16 protein-coding genes are annotated in these 18137 nt (G+C 67.1%); all 16 read right to left on the reverse strand.

Going from position 1 to position 18137, the window contains the following annotated elements; genetic code table 11:
* Nucleotides 1-2: 2 nt before the first annotated feature.
* Nucleotides 3-848, reverse strand: coding sequence for a hypothetical protein (locus FHY06_RS08605; RefSeq protein WP_132752354.1), 846 nt, complete (start codon nt 846-848; stop codon nt 3-5).
* Between the two features lie 38 nt (nt 849-886).
* Complete coding sequence (hisD, locus tag FHY06_RS08610) at nt 887-2257, reverse strand: histidinol dehydrogenase (RefSeq protein ID WP_184604489.1); 1371 nt, start codon at nt 2255-2257, stop codon at nt 887-889.
* A gap of 13 nt (nt 2258-2270) precedes the next feature.
* The gene (hisG, locus tag FHY06_RS08615) at nt 2271-2912 is read right to left on the reverse strand and encodes an ATP phosphoribosyltransferase (RefSeq protein WP_019654410.1); all 642 of its coding nucleotides are present in this window, start codon (nt 2910-2912) and stop codon (nt 2271-2273) included.
* Between the two features lie 28 nt (nt 2913-2940).
* Nucleotides 2941-4245, reverse strand: a complete 1305-nt coding sequence (gene murA / locus FHY06_RS08620; protein WP_132752352.1) for a UDP-N-acetylglucosamine 1-carboxyvinyltransferase — start codon at nt 4243-4245, stop codon at nt 2941-2943.
* A gap of 42 nt (nt 4246-4287) precedes the next feature.
* The gene (locus FHY06_RS08625; RefSeq protein WP_126182676.1) at nt 4288-4530 is read right to left on the reverse strand and encodes a BolA family protein; all 243 of its coding nucleotides are present in this window, start codon (nt 4528-4530) and stop codon (nt 4288-4290) included.
* A gap of 122 nt (nt 4531-4652) precedes the next feature.
* Nucleotides 4653-5408: an ABC transporter permease gene (locus FHY06_RS08630; protein WP_184605005.1), complete on the reverse strand. Its 756-nt coding sequence runs from the start codon at nt 5406-5408 to the stop codon at nt 4653-4655.
* Between the two features lie 91 nt (nt 5409-5499).
* Nucleotides 5500-6447, reverse strand: a complete 948-nt coding sequence (locus FHY06_RS08635; protein WP_019654414.1) for an ABC transporter ATP-binding protein — start codon at nt 6445-6447, stop codon at nt 5500-5502.
* 92 nt (nt 6448-6539) lie between these two features.
* On the reverse strand, nt 6540-6815 hold the full coding sequence (locus FHY06_RS08640) for an STAS domain-containing protein (RefSeq protein WP_126182675.1): 276 nt from the start codon (nt 6813-6815) through the stop codon (nt 6540-6542).
* Between the two features lie 16 nt (nt 6816-6831).
* Nucleotides 6832-7488: an MlaC/ttg2D family ABC transporter substrate-binding protein gene (locus FHY06_RS08645; protein ID WP_019654416.1), complete on the reverse strand. Its 657-nt coding sequence runs from the start codon at nt 7486-7488 to the stop codon at nt 6832-6834.
* A gap of 167 nt (nt 7489-7655) precedes the next feature.
* Nucleotides 7656-8390 carry an MlaA family lipoprotein gene (locus FHY06_RS08650; protein WP_019654417.1) on the reverse strand — a complete coding sequence of 245 codons (735 nt, stop codon included), beginning with the start codon at nt 8388-8390 and terminating at the stop codon, nt 7656-7658.
* Nucleotides 8391-8416: 26 nt separating this feature from the next.
* Nucleotides 8417-8905: an outer membrane lipid asymmetry maintenance protein MlaD gene (mlaD, locus tag FHY06_RS08655; RefSeq protein WP_019654418.1), complete on the reverse strand. Its 489-nt coding sequence runs from the start codon at nt 8903-8905 to the stop codon at nt 8417-8419.
* 136 nt (nt 8906-9041) lie between these two features.
* Complete coding sequence (mlaE, locus tag FHY06_RS08660) at nt 9042-9824, reverse strand: lipid asymmetry maintenance ABC transporter permease subunit MlaE (RefSeq protein ID WP_019654419.1); 783 nt, start codon at nt 9822-9824, stop codon at nt 9042-9044.
* Complete coding sequence (locus tag FHY06_RS08665) at nt 9821-10684, reverse strand: ABC transporter ATP-binding protein (RefSeq protein WP_019654420.1); 864 nt, start codon at nt 10682-10684, stop codon at nt 9821-9823. Before FHY06_RS08665 ends, mlaE begins: the two co-directional genes overlap by 4 nt.
* Nucleotides 10685-10822: 138 nt before the next feature.
* Nucleotides 10823-12301, reverse strand: coding sequence for a glutamate synthase subunit beta (locus FHY06_RS08670; RefSeq protein ID WP_019654421.1), 1479 nt, complete (start codon nt 12299-12301; stop codon nt 10823-10825).
* Nucleotides 12302-12471: 170 nt separating this feature from the next.
* The gene (locus FHY06_RS08675; RefSeq protein WP_019654422.1) at nt 12472-17238 is read right to left on the reverse strand and encodes a glutamate synthase-related protein; all 4767 of its coding nucleotides are present in this window, start codon (nt 17236-17238) and stop codon (nt 12472-12474) included.
* A 185-nt stretch (nt 17239-17423) separates the two neighbouring features.
* Nucleotides 17424-18119 carry a transposase gene (locus FHY06_RS08680; RefSeq protein WP_184604491.1) on the reverse strand — a complete coding sequence of 232 codons (696 nt, stop codon included), beginning with the start codon at nt 18117-18119 and terminating at the stop codon, nt 17424-17426.
* Between the last annotated feature and the right edge of the window lie 18 nt (nt 18120-18137).

The raw sequence follows: 18137 nt of genomic DNA on the forward strand, positions 1-18137 counted from the left end.
GCTCACTTGCGGTAGCGCGGCGGCGGCGCGTAGGCACCGTCGGCCGGGAAGGCACTGGGCTGCTGCGGCGCGGCGTCGCGGCGCTGGCGGCGGGGCGCGTTGCGCTCCTCGAGCTCGAACAGCGCGGCGCCGATCACGCCGATGTTGCGCACGTCGCCGGCCTCGGTGTTGGCGGCATAGGCGCGGCCGGGCGCGGAGAAGCGGAAGGCCGCCACCTCGTTCTGGCTCTTGCGGAAGCCCTCGATGGTGATCGACTGCAGCGGCTGCAGCACGTAGCCGCCGTTGCGCAGGCTGCCGGGCTTGCCGCTGAGCACGTCCAGGCCGTCGACGGTGGCGATCAGCTCGTAGCTGCGCTCGCTGAGGTTGCGAAAGCGCAGCGTGTAGCGCGAACCCTCGACGCCGGCGAGGCGGAACATCTCGTCGCCACCGGCACCGCGGCGGGCGCGCTGCAGCGGCAGCGGACGGCCGTCCTCGTCGAGCACCGACCATTCGACGTCGCCGTCGGCCAGCATCAGGCTCAGGCGCCGCTCGGGGTTGCCGCCCACCGCGCGGCGCACGGCGGAAGCTTCGTTGTAGCCCAGCGAGGCCACGTCGTCGGGCTGGTCGGACAGGCGCTTGGTGACGACCGTGCGGGTCCTCGACTCGATCCCCTCGCCCCACTGCGTACCGAGCTGCGGCGCAGGCGCCGCGGGTGCGGCGCTGGGCGTGGCCGTGGCGGCCACCGATCCGCTCGGCGCCTGCGGCATCTGGCTGCAGGCCGCCAGCAGCGCGGCGCCGGCGACGGCCGTGGTGGCGAACCTGAGCAGGCGAGAACCGAAGAAACGAAAACCGAAGAGACGATCGATCATCAGGCGTGCTCCTCCCGCATGCGGGTTGTTGTTGGAATTCAGATCTTACGCAGCCGCATCCGGGCGGCCTCGGCGTGCGCCTGCAGGCCCTCGCCCTCGGCCAGCGTCACGGCGATGGGGCCCAGCACCTGGGCACCGGCCTCGCTGACCTCGATCAGACTGGAGCGCTTCTGGAAGTCGTACACGCCCAGCGGGCTCGAGAAGCGCGCCGTGCCGCTTGTGGGCAGCACGTGGTTCGGCCCCGCGCAGTAGTCGCCCAGGCTCTCGCTGGTGAAGGCGCCCAGGAAGATCGCGCCGGCGTGGCGCAGCAGCGGCTCCCAGCGGTTCGGCTCGCTGCTGCTCACCTCCAGGTGCTCGGGAGCGATGCGGTTGCTGATCTCACAGGCCTCTTCCATGCTCTTGGTATGGATCAGCGCGCCGCGGCCGTCGAGCGAGGCGGCGATGATCTCCGCGCGCGGCATGGTCGGCAGCAGGCGGTCGATCTCGGCCTGCACGCGGTCGATGTAGGCGGCATCGGGGCACAGCAGGATGCTCTGGGCCAGCTCGTCGTGCTCGGCCTGGCTGAACAGGTCCATCGCCACCCACTCGGGCGGCGTGGTGCCGTCGGCCAGCACCAGGATCTCGCTGGGGCCGGCGATCATGTCGATGCCCACGGTGCCGAACACCCGGCGCTTGGCGGCGGCCACGTAGGCGTTGCCGGGGCCGGTGATCTTGTCGACGGCAGGGATGGTGTCGGTGCCGTAGGCCAGCGCGGCCACGGCCTGGGCGCCGCCGATGGTGAACGCGCGGGTCACGCCGGCCACGTAGGCGGCGGCGAGCACCAGCACATTGCGCTCGCCCTTCGTGGACGACTGCCCGCCCGCGCCGCCCGTCGCCACGCTGCCCTTCACGGGCGTCGGGACCACCATGATGATTTCGCCGACGCCCGCCACGTGGGCCGGGATCGCGTTCATCAGCAGGCTCGACGGATAGGCCGCCTTGCCGCCCGGCACGTAGATGCCCACGCGGTCGAGCGGAGTGACCTTCTGGCCCAGCAGCGTGCCGTCCGCGTCGCGGTAGCTCCAGCTCTCGCCGCTGGCCTTCTTCTGCGCCTCGTGGTAGCTGCGCACGCGGTCGGCCGCGGCCTGCAGCGCATCGCGCTGTGCGGCGGGCAGCGAATCGAATGCTTCCTTGAAATCGGCCTGCGTCAGTTCGAGCTCGGACATGGCGCTCGCGCCGAGGCCGTCGAAGCGGCGGGTGTACTCGAGCACCGCCTCGTCGCCGCGCTTGCGCACATCCGCGAGGATGTCCGCCACCACCTTCTCGATGGCCGCGTCGGCATCCGCGGACCAATGCAGCCGCGCCTTGAATTCAGCGTCGAAGCTGGCTGAAGTCGTGGACAGGCGGAGGGGGGCTGCTTTCGAGGTCATGAGGCGGGAGATTTCAGGCGGAAGGAATTGCGGTGGCGAAGGCGTCGATGATGTGGCGGATCGGCTCGCGCTTGAGCTTGAGCGCAGCCTGGTTCACCACCAGGCGGGCGCTGATGTCCATGATGCGCTCCACCTCGACGAGGTGGTTGGCCTTGAGCGTGTTGCCGGTGGAGACCAGGTCGACGATGGCGTCGGCCAGGCCGGTGAGCGGCGCCAGCTCCATGCTGCCGTAGAGCTTGATCAGGTCGACGTGCACGCCCTTGCTGGCGAAGAAGTCGCGCGCCAGGCCCACGTACTTGGTGGCCACGCGCAGGCGCGAGCCCTGCTTCACGGCCGAGGCGTAGTCGTAGTCGGCGCGCACGGCCACGCTCAGGCGGCAGGCGGCGATGCGCAGGTCCAGCGGCTGGTACAGGCCCTGGTTGCCGTGCTCGAGCAAGACGTCGAGGCCGGTCACGCCGAGGTCGGCGCCGCCGTACTGCACGTAGGTGGGCACGTCGGAGGCGCGCACCAGCACCACGCGCACGTCGGGGCGGGTGGTCCCGAGGATGAGCTTGCGCGATTTCTCGGGGTCTTCGGTGACCTCGATGCCGGCGGCGGCCAGCAGGGGCATCGTCTCCTCGAAGATGCGGCCTTTGGACAGAGCAAGCGTGATCACGATTGCGACTCCTGTGATGCGAGGGTGATCATGCGGCTGCCGCTCCGGTCAGTCGTTCGATGTCGGCACCGAGGCCGCGCAGCTTGGCTTCCATGCGGTCGTAGCCCCGGTCGAGGTGGTAGATGCGGTCGACCAGCGTCTCGCCCTCGGCCACGAGGCCGGCAATGACGAGGCTGGCGGACGCGCGCAGGTCGGTGGCCATCACGGTGGCGCCCGAGAGCTGCTGCACGCCCTCGACCATCGCCACCTTGCCCTCGACGTGGATGTGGGCGCCCAGGCGCACCATCTCGTTCACGTGCATGAAGCGGTTCTCGAAGATGGTCTCGGTGACCATCGAGGCGCCGCGCGCGATCACGTTAAGGGCCATGAACTGGGCTTGCATGTCGGTCGGGAAGCCCGGGTACTCGGTGGTGCTGAAGCTTTGCGCCTTCAGGTGCTCGTAGGCCGGCCCCTTCGAGGCGATGCGCACGCCGTCCTTCTCGGACGTGACCTTGCAGCCGGCGTCGCGCAGCTTGTCGATCACGGCATCCAGATGGTCGCCGCGCGCGTTGCGCAGGAAGGCCTCGCCGCCCGTGGCGGCCACGGCGCACATGAAGGTGCCTGCCTCGATGCGGTCGGCAACCACCGTGTGCTCGCAGCCGTGCAGCCTCTCGACGCCCTGGATGCGGATGTGGCTGGTGCCGTGGCCTTCGATCTTCGCGCCCATGCGGATCAGCATCTCGGCCAGGTCGACGATCTCGGGCTCCTGCGCGGCGTTCTCCAGCAGCGTCTCGCCTTCGGCCAGCGCGGCGGCCATGAGGAAGTTCTCGGTGCCCGTGACGGTGACCATGTCGGTCAGGATGCGCGCGCCCTTCAGCCGCGTGCGCCCGGCAGGCAGGCGCGCAACCATGTAGCCGTGGTCGACCACGATCTCGGCGCCCATCGCCTGCAGGCCCTTGATGTGCTGGTCGACCGGCCGCGAACCGATGGCGCAGCCGCCGGGCAGCGACACCTTGGCATGGCCGAAGCGCGCCAGCAGCGGGCCCAGGGCCAGCACCGACGCGCGCATCGTCTTCACGAGCTCGTACGGCGCCTCGGGCTTGTTCAGGTCGCCCGCGTCGAGCCGGACGGTGCCGCCATCTTTCTCGTTCGGGTCGCGCTCGGCCGAAACGCCCATGTTGCGCACCAGCTTGAGCATGGTCGACACGTCCTGCAGGCGCGGCACGTTGTGCAGCACCACGGGCTGGTCGGTCAGCAGGGCCGCGCACAGCTCGGGCAGCGCTGCGTTCTTGGCGCCGGAAATGAGTACTTCGCCGCGGAGCTCTCGCCCGCCGCGAATCAGAAGTTTGTCCATCGAAGTTCCAGCGAAATCAGGAGGCCGCGAGGGCCCGGGGAGTTATTTTTCCACCGCCGCCCATTCGGCCGGCGTGTACGTCTTCATCGAAAGCGCATGCACCTCGTCGGTGTGCATTTTCGCACCCAGGGTGGCGTAGACCCGCTGGTGGCGCTGGATCGAGCGCTTGCCCTCGAATTCGGCCGAGACGATGGTCGCGTACCAATGTCGGCCATCGCCCTCCAGCGAGATGTGCTCGCACGGCAGGTGGGACTGGATCAGGGCTTGGAGTTCGGCAGCGGTCATTTGAGGCAGATATTCATTGGGGAACACCGCGGAACCGGCTTTGCCGGGCCGCAGGTGTCGCCCCCGGGAAGGGGGTTGGCGAAGCGACACGAAGTGCGCGCAGCCTGGAGGAGAGCCATCTTCTAGCCTCTGATTTTGTAGCCTATGCGCAGGAGATGGATGGCGATGGCGCTCACCACCAGCCACGCGGTGCCGACGATGCCCAGGCTGAGCCAGGGCGAGGCGTCGCTCACGCCGAAGAAGCCGTAGCGGAAGCCGTCGATCATGTAGAAGAACGGGTTCAGGTGGCTGACCTTCTGCCAGAACGGCGGCAGCGAGCCGATCGAATAGAACACGCCCGACAGGAAGGTCATGGGCATGATCAGGAAATTCTGGAACACCGCCATCTGGTCGAACTTCTCGGCCCACAGCCCCGCGATGAGGCCCAGCGTGCCCAGCATGGCCGAGCCCAGCAGCGCGAACACCAGGATCCAGCCCGGCGCCTGGAAGCCCGGCATCGCGAAGAAGATGTTGACCACGAACACGCCCAGCCCCACGGCCAGCCCGCGGATGATCGACGAGCCCACGTAGGCGAAGAACCAGCCCCAGTGCGACAGCGGCGTGAGCAGCACGAAGACCAGGTTGCCCATGATCTTGCTCTGGATGATGGAAGACGAGCTGTTGGCGAAGGCGTTCTGCAGCACGCTCATCATCACCAGCCCGGGAACCAGGAACGCGGTGTAGCCGACCGTGCCGTAGACCTTCACGTGGTCTTCGAGCACGTGGCCGAACACCATCAGGTACAGCAGCGCGGTGAGCACCGGCGCGCCCACGGTCTGGAAGCCGACCTTCCAGAAGCGCAGCGTCTCCTTGTAGAGCAGCGCGCGCCAGCCGGTCACGGCGATCATGAGGCCCCCTTGCACGGCACTGCGCGTCCGCGCTTCCCCCCGATGGGGAGCTTCGCTTGCTTGGGGCGGCGCGGCGCGGCGCTCATCGCGCCACCTCCAGCGGCGTCTGCTCGCCGGCCATCAGGTCGATGAACACGTCTTCCAGGTCGGCCTTGCGCATCTCCACGTCTTCCACCGTGACGCCGGCTTCGCGAATGGCGGCCAGCAGTTGTTCGACTTCATGTGCGTTCTGCGCCGGCAGCTGGACGATGCGCCCGGTGATGCGCGCGTGCTGGGCGATCGCCCAGGGCAGCATGGCGTCCGTCTTGAAGCGCAGCACGTTGCTCGCGGCCGACTTCAGCAGCTCGCTGGTGCGGTCGAGCGCGATCACCTTGCCCAGCTTGAGCATCGCGATGCGGCTGCACAGCGCCTCGGCCTCTTCGAGATAGTGGGTGGTGAGCAGCACCGTGCTGCCCTGCTTGTTGAGCCTGGCGACGAACTGCCAGAGCGTCTGGCGCAGCTCGACGTCGACGCCGGCGGTGGGTTCGTCGAGCACGATCACCGGCGGCTTGTGCACCAGCGCCTGCGCCACCAGCACGCGACGCTTCATGCCGCCGGAGAGCTGGCGCATGTTGGCCGTGGCCTTGTCGGCCAGGCCCAGGCTCTGCAGCAGCTCGTCGATCCAGGCTTCGTTGTTGGTGATGCCGAAGTAGCCCGACTGGATGCGCAGCGACTCGCGCACGTTGAAGAAGGGGTCGAACACCAGCTCCTGCGGCACGATGCCGAGCTGGCGGCGCGCCTGCGCGTACTCGCGCTGCACGTCGAATCCATGGACGCTGATGGCGCCCGCCGTGGGCCGCGAAAGGCCGGCGAGCATGCTGATCAGGGTGGTCTTTCCCGCGCCGTTGGGGCCGAGCAGTCCGAAGAACTCGCCCTCCTCGATCTGGAAGCTGACCTCATCGACCGCCTTGAGCCCGGACTTGCCCTGGGCTTTCTGCTGTCTGGAAGGGGGATAGGTCTTGGAGACCGACTGGAATGAGATCGCGGGCATGGGAGCCCGCGATTTTAAGGTGCCGCTCTACAAGCCGCCTCGGACGCTCCCGATACCCTCATGCGGCCCCAGCCGGGGCCGACGCAACGGGGTCAGGGCGCGGCGGGCAACAGTCCGGCAATGCCGTAGAGCGCCGCCAGTTCCCGCAGCCGGGGCGAGAGCCCCTTGACGGAGAAACCGCGCCCCAGCGCGCTCGATTCGCGCCGGCATTCGAGCAGCACGGCCAGCGCCGAGGAGTCGAAATGGGTCAGCGCCGTCGCGTCGACCACGGTGGACGACGAGTCGGCCTGGCCCTTGAGCCCCTGCTGCAGCATGCGCATGCATGCGGGGGCCTCGTCATGAGTGAGTCGGGCGGGCAGGACCAGCATCGCGTGCGGCTCCTTCTCAGCCCTTGCCGTTGCCCTTGTTGCGCGCGGCGAGCGCAGCGATCAGGCCGTCGATGCCGCTTTTGTTGATTTCCTGCGCGAACTGGGTGCGGTAGGTATCGACCAGCCACACGCCCAGCACGTTCAGGTTGTAGACCTTCCAGCCGGCGCCCTGGCCGGGGGTCTTCTCGAGGCGATAGTCGAGCTGGACCGGATCGCCACGGCCGCGGACCTCGGTGCGCACCAGCACGTCCTTGTCATCGGGAGAGCCGCGGAACGGACGCACGGTGACGGTCTGGTCGGTCACCTGGTCGAGCGCGCCGGCGTAGGTGCGAACCAGCAGCGCCTTGAACTCGTCCTGCAGGCGCTTCTGCTGCTCGGGGGTGGCGGTACGCCAGGCCGGGCCGACGGCGGAAGCGGTCATGCGCTGGAAGTTGACGTTCGGCATGATCTTGCTGTCGACCAGCACCATGATCTTGTTGACGTCGCCCGACTTGATGGACGAGTCGGCCTTGATCGTCTCGAGCACGTCGGTCGACAGGCGCTTGACGAGCGCATCGGGCGCCTCGTCAGCGGCACGGGCGGGCTGGACGAAGGCGACGGCGGCGCTGAACAGCAGTGCGCCAGCCAGTGCCAGGCGGCCGATATCGCGACGTTGCAGGGTCTTGTTGTTCATGGGGAGTCCCTCATTCAAGTTTGAAGATCCGCAGGCATCCGGAAACACCCGGCTGCTGAGACAGGAACGGTTTCGAGCCCCATGGAGCCGACCGGGTTCCTGTCCGGGAGGTGAAGCCTTGCAACCGGATGCAAGCACTCTCCTCTCCGGCGGTACTTTTTCTCTGTCTATTTGTCGGTGCCCTTGTCGGTACCACCACCATCGTCCGGCGGATTGCCGTCGTAGACCTGGCTGCGGCGGCGCTGCAGGTAGGCATCGCGCGTGAACGAATACTTGTCGAGCGCCGCATCGCCCAGCAGGCGGCTGGCGCGCAGGTACTGCGAGCGCGTGTCGACGACGCGCAGCACCGTCAGCGAATTGCGCCACGGGATGTCTTCCACATGGCCCAGCGGGTCGCCCCAAATGTCGAGCGGCTTGGCAGCGGTGTCGCGCAGCGTGGAGGAACCCAGCAGCGGCAGCACCACGTACGGGCCGGAGCCCACGCCCCAGTAGCCCAGGGTCTGGCCGAAGTCTTCCTCGTGGCGGGGAATGCCCGCCTCGGTCGCCACGTCCAGCACGCCGGCGAGGCCGAAGATGGTGTTGACGTTCAGCCGCATGAAGGTCTCGGCACTGTTCTGCAGCTTGAGCTGGGCCACGTTGTTGGCCAGGTTCCAGACGTCGCCGATGTTGCTGAAGAAGTTGTTCACGCCGGTACGCACCATGGAGGGCAGCGCGTTCTGGTAGGCCGTGGCCGCGGGCACCAGCACGGCATCGTCGACGGCGTCGTTGAAGCGCGAGACGCCGCGGTTGAACGGCTCGAAAGGGTCGGCGGGGTTGGCGCCAGGTCCGGTCGCGCAACCGGCGGCCAGAGCGAGGACTGCGCCGGCACCTGCCCAGCGAATCCGATTTGCTACGTTATTCATAGCAAAAGACAAAAAATATCGTGTTTTCATTTCTTATTGGCTGTTCCAGGCGTCGAATTTCCCTCCGCCGCCTTGCTGTACAGGAACTGGCTGATCAGGTTCTCCAGCACCACGGCCGACTGGGTCGCGGTGATGGTGTCGCCGGCTTGCAGGTTCTTGTCCTCGGCGCCCGCCTCGATTCCGATGTACTGCTCTCCGAGCAGGCCGCTGGTCAGGATCTTGAGCGAACTGTCCTTGGGAAAACTGTAACGGTTTTGCAAAGCCAGTGTGACGTCGGCCTGAAAGGTCTTGTCGTTGAAGGAGATGGATTCCACACGGCCGACCACCACGCCGGCGCTCTTCACCGCGGTCTGCGGCTTCAGGCCGCCGATGTTGTCGAACCGCGCCGTGACCGAATAGGTCTTCTGGAAGTTCAGGCTCAGCAGGTTGGCCGACTGCAGTGCCAGGAACAGCAGCGCAGCAGCGCCGATCAGGACGAACAGGCCGACCCAGATGTCGTTGTTGGAACGTTGCATATCTACTCTTCCTAAATTCCAGCGGTTTGGCTCATTTGGGGAACACCGCGGAACCGGCATTGCCGGGCCGCAGGCGTTGCCCCCTGCAAGAAGGTTGGCGGTCGCACGAAGTGGGCAAGCCCGGGGATCTGCCGGTTCATATGCTGAACATCATGGCGGTGAGCAGGAAGTCGAGCCCCAGCACCGCCAGCGACGCCGTCACCACCGTGCGCGTGGTCGCGCGCGACACGCCCTCGGGCGTGGGCTGCGCCTCGTAGCCCTGCAGCAGCGCGATGAAGGTCACGGTGAAGCCGAAGACGATGCTCTTGATCACGCCGTTGCCCACGTCGCGCCAGACGTCGACACCGCCCTGCATCTGCGCCCAGAACGCACCCGGGTCCACGCCCAGCATCAGCACGCCCACCACGTAGCCGCCCATGATGCCAACGGCGCTGAACACCGCCGCGAGCAGCGGCATGGTGATGACGCCAGCCCAGAAGCGCGGCGCGAGCACGCGCTGCACCGGGTCGATGGCCATCATCTCCATGGCGCTCAGTTGCTCGTCGGCCTTCATGAGGCCGATCTCGGCCGTCAGCGAGGTGCCGGCGCGGCCGGTGAAAAGCAGCGCCGCCACCACGGGCCCGAGTTCGCGCACCAGGCTCAGGGCGACCAGCAGGCCCAGCGCTTCGGAAGATCCGTAGCGCTGCAGCGCGTAGTACATCTGCAGCCCGAGAACGAAGCCCACGAACAGGCCCGAGACGCCGATGATCGCCAGCGAGTAGTTGCCCAGGAAATGGATCTGGTCGCGCACCAGCGCGAAGCGGCGAAGGATCTGCGCACCCGGTCCGACCAGGCGCATGAAGAGCTTCGCGCCGTAGCCCAGGTTGGCCAGGTGGCCGCGCGTGGCGAAACCGACGTCGGCGGGCTTCCACCAGGTCATGAGCGTCCTCCCTCGACATTGCCGAAGTCGTCTTCGATGCTGAGGCCGGGGTAGTGGAAGTGCACCGGGCCGTCGGGCAGCGCATTCACGAACTGATGGACCAGCGGGTCTGCACTCTCGCGCACCTCGGCCGGCGTGCCCTGCGCGGCGATGCCGCCATTGGCCAGGATGATCACGTGGTCGGCGATGCGGAAGGTCTCCTCCAGGTCGTGCGACACGATGATGCTGGTGAGCCCCAGTGCGTCGTTGAGCTGGCGGATGAGGCGTGCGGCAGTGCCGAGCGAGATCGGGTCGAGCCCGGCGAAGGGCTCGTCGTACATCACGAGGTCGGGGTCGAGCGCGATCGCGCGCGCCAGCGCCACGCGCCGCGCCATGCCGCCGGACACCTCGCTGGGCATCAGGTCGCGCGCGCCGCGCAGGCCGACGGCGTCGAGCTTCATGAGCACCACGTCGCGCACCAGCGCCTCGGACAGTTGCGTGTGCTCGCGCAGCGGAAACGCCACGTTGTCGAACACGCTCATGTCGGTGAACAGCGCGCCGAACTGGAACAGCATGCCCATGCGCCGCCGCGCGGCGTACAGGGCGTTGGCGTCGAGCTTGCCGACGTCGCTGCCATCGAAGAGCACCTCGCCGCGCTGCGCCTTCTGCTGTCCGCCGATCAGCCGCAGCACGGTGGTCTTGCCGCCGCCGGAGGCGCCCATCAGCGCGGTCACCTTGCCCCGCGGCACGGCGAACGAGACGCCGTCGAGGATGGTGCGCGCGCCATAGCCGAACCTGACGTCGCGAAACTCTACGAAGGGATGTGGCAGCGGTTTGGCGGTGTCCATCTCAATAAAAAAGCCGGGCGCCCTTTCAAGCATCCCGGCATGCGGTTTGACGCGGATGATAACGGGGCGGCGAGCGGCCCCGCGAAACTGAAACAAAATTCAGCGCGGCGCCCGTCAGACCCTCGTCAGGAAGCCGTGGACAACGGCCCGCGCCGAGGAGAACCCCCCTTATCAGCGAGGCAGGTCGCTGAAGCCCATCAGGAACTCGTCCACCGAACGCGCAGCCTGGCGGCCTTCGCGGATCGCCCACACCACCAGCGACTGTCCGCGGCGGATGTCGCCGGCCGCAAAGACCTTCGGAACATTGGTGGCATAGCCGCCGACGAAGTCGACCGTCGCCCGCGCGTTGCCGCGCGCATCCTTCTCCACGCCGAAGGCGTCGAGCACGGAGGCCACGGGGCTCACGAAGCCCATGGCGAGCAGCACCAGGTCGGCCTTGAGCACCTGCTCGCTGCCGGCCACTTCCTGCATCTTGCCGTCCTTCCATTCGACGCGAACGGTCTTCAGGCCGGTGACCTTGCCCTTCTCGCCGATGAACTCCTTCGTGGAGATCGAGAACTCGCGCTCGCAGCCTTCCTCGTGGCTGGAGCTGGTGCGCAGCTTGATCGGCCAGTAGGGCCAGGTCAGCGGGCGGTTCTCTTCCTCGGGCGGCTGCGGCATCAGCTCGAACTGCGTGACGCTGACCGCGCCGTGGCGGTTGCTGGTGCCCACGCAGTCGGAGCCGGTGTCGCCGCCGCCGATCACGATCACGTGCTTGCCGTCGGCGCGCAGCTGGCCCTTGACCTTGTCGCCGGCGTTGACGCGGTTCTGCTGCGGCAGGAACTCCATCGCGAAGTGGATGCCGTCGAGGTCGCGGCCGGGCACCGGCAGGTCGCGCGACTGCTCCGCGCCGCCGGTCAGCAGCACGGCGTCGAAATCCTTCTGCAGCTGCTCGGGCGTGACGGTTTCCTTGGCCAGGTTCGTGACCTTGGAGCCCTTGCCCAGCGGGTCCTTCGCGGCGCCGACGATCACGCCGGTGCGGAACACCACGCCTTCGGCCTTCATCTGCTCGACGCGGCGGTCGATGTGCGACTTCTCCATCTTGAAGTCGGGGATGCCGTAGCGCAGCAGGCCGCCGACGCGGTCGTTCTTCTCGAAGAGCGTCACGTCATGGCCGGCGCGCGCCAGCTGCTGGGCTGCCGCCATGCCGGCCGGGCCCGAGCCCACCACCGCCACCTTCTTGCCGGTCTTGTGCTTGGCGACGCGCGGCGCCACCCAGCCTTCGTCCCAGGCGCGGTCGATGATCGCGTGTTCCAGCGACTTGATGCCGACCGCGTCGTCGTTCACGTTGAGCACGCAGGCAGCCTCGCAGGGCGCCGGGCAGATGCGGCCGGTGAACTCGGGGAAGTTGTTGGTCGAGTCGAGCACCGCGAAGGCGTTTTGCCAGTCGTTGCGGTACACGAGGTCGTTGAAGTCCGGAATGATGTTGTTGACCGGGCAGCCGCTGTTGCAGAACGGCGTGCCGCAGTCCATGCAGCGCGCACCCTGCACCTTGGCCTGCTCGTTGCTCAGGCCGACGACGAATTCCTTGTAGTGCTTGACGCGCTCGGAGACGGGCTTGTAGCCCTCCTCGATGCGCTCATGCTCCATGAAGCCGGTGATCTTTCCCATCGTGGTTCCTTTTCACACCCCCGTCGCTTGCTCACTGCGTGTAGCCGCCTCCCCCCTCGTGGGGGCAACACCGGCCGCCCGGCAAAGCCGGTTCCGCAGTGTTCCCCGAAGGGATCGAGACAGATTCACGCGCTGCATGCGATGCGGGGGCTCGTTGTGTTGGTTGATCTTCAAGCGGCGGCGGGAGCCGACTGCGGTGCGGGGGCGGCCAGCGCATGCGGCTCGAGGCCGATGTGCGCGTTGTTGCCGGTGCTCGTGAGCTCGACCTTGCGGTCGTGCAGCTCGGCGAGCGCGCGCTTGTATTCGTTGGGGAAGACCTTCACGAACTTCGTGCGCGACACGGCCCAGTTGTCCAGCAGTTCGCGCGCGCGCTTGCTGCCAGTCCAGCGGTGGTGCTCCTCGAGCAGCTTCTTGAGCTGGGCCTCGTCGGTCTCGCCGCCGTGCCAGATCTTGCGGTGCACGCTGGCGGTCTGCTCGGCCGAGGTCAGCACCTTCTCCAGCGAGACCATCGACAGGTTGCAGCGCGACGCGAACTGGCCGTCCTCGTCGTAGACGAAGGCGACGCCGCCGCTCATGCCGGCTGCGAAGTTGCGGCCGGTCTTGCCGAGCACCGCCACCGTGCCGCCGGTCATGTACTCGCAGCCGTGGTCGCCCGTGCCCTCGACGACTGCCGTGGCGCCCGACAGGCGCACCGCGAAGCGCTCGCCCGCCACGCCGCAGAGGTAGGCCTCGCCGGTGGTCGCGCCGTACAGCGCGGTGTTGCCGACGATGGTGTTGCGCGCTGCTTCGCCACGGAAGTCGAGGCTGGGGCGAACCACCACGCGGCCGCCCGAGAGGCCCTTGCCGGTGTAGTCGTTGGCGTCGCCGATCAGGTACAGCGTGATGCCGCGCGCCAGGAAGGCGCCGAACGACTGGCCGCCCGTGCCTTCGAGCTGGATGCGGATCGAGTCGTCGGGCAGGCCCTGCGGATGCACCTTGGTCAGCGCGCCCGAGAGCATCGCGCCCACCGAGCGGTTGACGTTGCGCGCCACCTCGATGAACTGCACCTTCTCGCCCTTGTCGATGGCGGGACGCGACTTCTCGATGAGCTTGACGTCGAGCGCCTTGTCGAGGCCGTGGTCCTGGTTCTCGACATGGAATCGCGGCACGTCGGCCGGCACGTTCGGCAGCGCGAACAGGCGGCTGAAGTCCAGGCCGGCGGCCTTCCAGTGCTCGATGCCCTTGCGCATGTCGAGCAGGTCGGCGCGGCCGATCAGGTCGTCGAACTTGCGGATGCCGAGCTGGGCCATGATCTGGCGCACTTCTTCGGCGACGAAGAAGAAGTAGTTGACGACGTGCTCGGGCTTGCCCGAGAACTTCTTGCGCAGCACCGGGTCCTGCGTGGCCACGCCCACCGGGCAGGTGTTCAGGTGGCACTTGCGCATCATGATGCAGCCCTCGACCACCAGCGGCGCGGTGGCGAAGCCGAACTCGTCGGCGCCCAGCAGCGCGCCGATGGCGACGTCGCGGCCGGTCTTCATCTGGCCGTCGGCCTGCACGCGGATGCGGCTGCGCAGGCGGTTGAGCACCAGCGTCTGCTGCGTCTCGGCCAGGCCGATTTCCCACGGGCTGCCCGCGTGCTTGATCGACGACCAGGGCGAGGCGCCCGTGCCGCCGTCATGGCCGGCGATCACGACGTGGTCGCTCTTGCACTTGGCGACGCCCGCGGCGATGGTGCCCACGCCGATCTCGCTCACCAGCTTCACGCTGATGCTGGCGTGCGGTGCGGTGTTCTTCAGGTCGTGGATGAGCTGTGCCAAGTCCTCGATCGAGTAGATGTCGTGGTGCGGCGGCGGGCTGATGAGGCCCACGCCCGGCACGGCATAGCGCTGCTTGCCGATGTACTCGGTGACCTTGCCGCCCGGCAGCTGGCCGCCTTCGCCCGGCTTGGCGCCCTGCGCCATCTTGATCTGGATCTGGTCGGCCGAATGCAGGTACTCGGCCGTGACGCCGAAGCGGCCCGACGCGACCTGCTTGATGCGCGAGCGCAGCGAATCGCCTTCCTTCAGCGGCAGGTCGACTTCGACGTTCTCGGCGCCCACGATGCTGCGCAGCGTGTCGCCCTGCTTGATCGGGATGCCCTTGAGTTCGTTGCGATAGCGCGCGGGATCTTCACCGCCCTCGCCCGTGTTGCTCTTGCCGCCGATACGGTTCATGGCCACCGCCAGCACCGAGTGCGCCTCGGTGCTGATGGAACCCAGCGACATCGCGCCGGTGGCGAAGCGCTTGACGATCTCGGCCGCGGGCTCGACCTCGTCGACCGGGATGGCCTTGGCCGGGTCAATCCTGAACTCGAACAGGCCGCGCAGCGTGAGGTGGCGGCGGTTCTGGTCGTTGATGAGCTGGGCGTATTCCTTGTACGTGTTCCAGTTGTTGGAGCGCGTGCTGTGCTGCAGCTTGGCGATGGCGTCGGGCGTCCACATGTGCTCCTCGCCGCGCGTGCGCCATGCGTATTCGCCGCCGGCGTCGAGCATGTTGGAGAGCACCGGGTCGTCGCCGAAGGCGGCCTTGTGCATGCGGATGGCTTCCTCGGCGATCTCGAACACGCCGATGCCTTCCACGCGGCTGGCGGTGCCGGTGAAGTACTTGCTCACCGTCTCGCTGTTCAGGCCGATGGCTTCGAACAGCTGCGCGCCGCAGTAGCTCATGTAGGTGCTGACACCCATCTTCGACATGATCTTCGACAGACCCTTGCCGATGGCCTTCACGTAGTTGTAGACCGCCTTGTCGGCGCTCAGCTCACCCGGCAGGTCGGCGTGCATCGCCACCAGCGTTTCCATGGCGAGGTAGGGGTGCACGGCTTCAGCGCCATAGCCCGCGAGCACGGCGAAGTGGTGCACCTCGCGCGCCGAACCGGTCTCGACCACCAGGCCGGCCGTGGTGCGCAGGCCCTCGCGCACCAGGTACTGGTGCACGGCCGACAGCGCCAGCACGGCGGGAATGGCCACCTGCGTGGGGCTCACGCCGCGGTCGCTCACGATCAGGATGTTGTTGCCGCCCTTGATGGCATCGACGGCCTCGGCGCACAGCGACGCCAGCTTGGCTTCGACACCTTCGTCGCCCCATGCGAGCGGGTAGGTGATGTCGAGCACGTAGCTCTTGAACTTGCCCTGCGTGTACTTGCCGATGTCGCGCAGCTTCGCCATGTCTGCGAAGTCGAGGATCGGCTGGCTCACTTCGAGCCGCATCGGCGGGTTGACCTGGTTGATGTCCAGCAGGTTCGGCTTGGGGCCGATGAAGGACACCAGCGACATCACGATCGCTTCGCGGATGGGGTCGATCGGCGGGTTCGTGACCTGCGCGAACAGCTGCTTGAAGTAGTTGTAAAGCGGCTTGTTCTTGCTCGAGAGCACGGCCAGCGGGCTGTCGTTGCCCATCGAGCCGATGCCTTCCTCGCCGGCCTGCGCCATCGGACTCATCAGGAACTTGATGTCTTCCTGGGTGTAGCCGAAGGCCTGCTGGCGGTCGAGCAGCGGCACCTGCGACAGCGGAGCCTTGACCGCCTCGGCGGCTTCGGCGGTCACGCTGTCGAGCTTGATGCGCAGGTTCTCGATCCACTGCTTGTAGGGCTTGCTGTTGGCGAGGTTGGCCTTGACCTCCTCGTCGTCGATCAGGCGGCCCTGCTCCAGGTCGATGAGGAACATCTTGCCGGGCTGCAGGCGCCACTTGCGCACGATCTTCTGCTCGGGCACGGGCAGCACGCCCGACTCCGAAGCCATGATGACCAGGTCGTCGTCGGTCACGCAGTAGCGCGAGGGGCGCAGGCCGTTGCGGTCGAGCGTGGCGCCGATCTGGCGGCCGTCGGTGAACACGATGGAGGCCGGGCCGTCCCACGGCTCGAGCATGGCGGCGTGGTATTCGTAGAACGCGCGGCGGCGCGGGTCCATGGTGGCGTGCTGTTCCCAGGGCTCGGGAATCATCATCATCACGGCCTGGCTGATGGGATAGCCGGCCATCGTCAGCAGCTCGAGGCAGTTGTCGAAGGTGGCGGTGTCGGACTGGCCGGCGAAGCTGATCGGGTAGAGCTTCTGCAGGTCGGGGCCCAGCACGGGGGAAGACATGACGCCTTCGCGCGCCTTCATCCAGTTGTAGTTGCCCTTGACCGTGTTGATTTCGCCGTTGTGGGCGACGTAGCGGTACGGGTGGGCCAGCGGCCACTCGGGGAAGGTGTTGGTCGAGAAGCGCTGGTGCACCAGGCCCAGGGCCGAGACGCAGCGCTTGTCCTGCAGGTCGAGGTAGTAGGTGCCGACCTGGTCGGCCAGCAGCAGGCCCTTGTAGACCACGGTGCGGCTCGACATGCTGGGAACGTAGTATTCCTTGCTGTGCTTGAGCTTCAGGCGCTGGATGTTGGCGCTGGCGGTCTTGCGGATCACGTAGAGCTTGCGTTCCAGGGCGTCCTGCACGATGACGTCGTTGCCGCGGCCGATGAAGACCTGGCGCAGCAGCGGTTCCTTCTCGCGCACGGTGGGCGACATGGGCATGTCGCGATTGACCGGCACGTCGCGCCAGCCGAGCAGCACCTGGCCCTCGGCCTTGATGGCGCGCTCCATCTCCTGCTCGCAGGCCTCGCGGGAGGCGTGCTCCTTCGGCAGGAAGATCATGCCTACGCCGTACTCGCCCGGCGGGGGCAGCGTGACGCCCTGCTTCGCCATTTCTTCACGGTAGAGACGGTCGGGCAGCTGGATCAGGATGCCGGCGCCGTCGCCCATCAGCTTGTCGGCGCCCACTGCGCCGCGATGGTCAAGATTTTCAAGAATCTTCAGGCCCTGCAGCACGATGGCATGGCTCTTCTCGCCCTTGATGTGTGCAACGAAGCCGACGCCGCAGGCATCGTGCTCGTCGGCAGCGGAATACAGACCGTGTTCTTGGAGATGCTTGATCTCGGCAGCCGTCGTCATGGCGCGCTCCTTCAGTTTTCGCAGGGAATCGGAGCATATTGCGTTGCACAAAGAATGCCAAACACTTTAATCGGGGTCAGATTCCATTTAAATCTTGAGTTTTTCGATAGGAATAAAATCAGGGACACATCAAAAACAGGAGCAAAAAGGCCAATCCGCCCGAAGGATGGACCGGCTTTTCCTGCTCAGGATCGGGGAGTCGAAGGCGGGCGCCCAGCCTTGGCTTTGACCACCCGGCGGTCGGTGGACTTCTGCAGGCCGTCGAGAAAATCCTCGTCGCCAGCCGCCCAGCCCCGCAGCGTGGCTTCGGTCAAGGCCTTCTGATCGGCCGCGCGCACCCCGGCGCGCACCAGTTCGACATACGCAGCCTCGCGGGCGAATGGGGTGTTGCCGAGTTCCCAGTACAGCGGATGCGGCGTCAGCAGCTTGTCGTGCCGAAGGCCGGCGTAGTGGCCATGGCTGGACCACGGGAAGTCGCGCGCCTCGGCCACCATGCCCGCCCGCACGGGGTTGAGGTCGATGTAGGCCATGCAGGTCAGCAGGTAGCGGTCGGTCTGGATCAACGTCGACCTGTAGCGCCCTTCCCACAAAGTGCCGCTGCGGCCATGGCGGTCGTTGAAGTAGCGCACATAGGCCCGTCCCACCGACTGCATGAATTGCGGCAGCCCGGTGGCGCTGGCGGGGGTGGCCAGCAGGTGGAAGTGGTTGTCCATCAGCACGTAGGCGTGCACCGAGATCTCGAAGCGCGCGGCGTTCTCGGTCAGCAGCGCGAGCAGCTTCTCGTGGTCGGCGCGGTCCATGAAGATCGGCTGGCGGTTGTTGCCGCGCTGGATCACGTGGTGCGGCATGCCTGCCAGCGTGAGACGGGGAAGACGGGCCATGGGAGCGATCGGCCTGTG

The sequence above is a fragment of the Variovorax atrisoli genome (assembly GCF_014195185.1).
GTDB lineage: Bacteria > Pseudomonadota > Gammaproteobacteria > Burkholderiales > Burkholderiaceae_C > Variovorax > Variovorax atrisoli.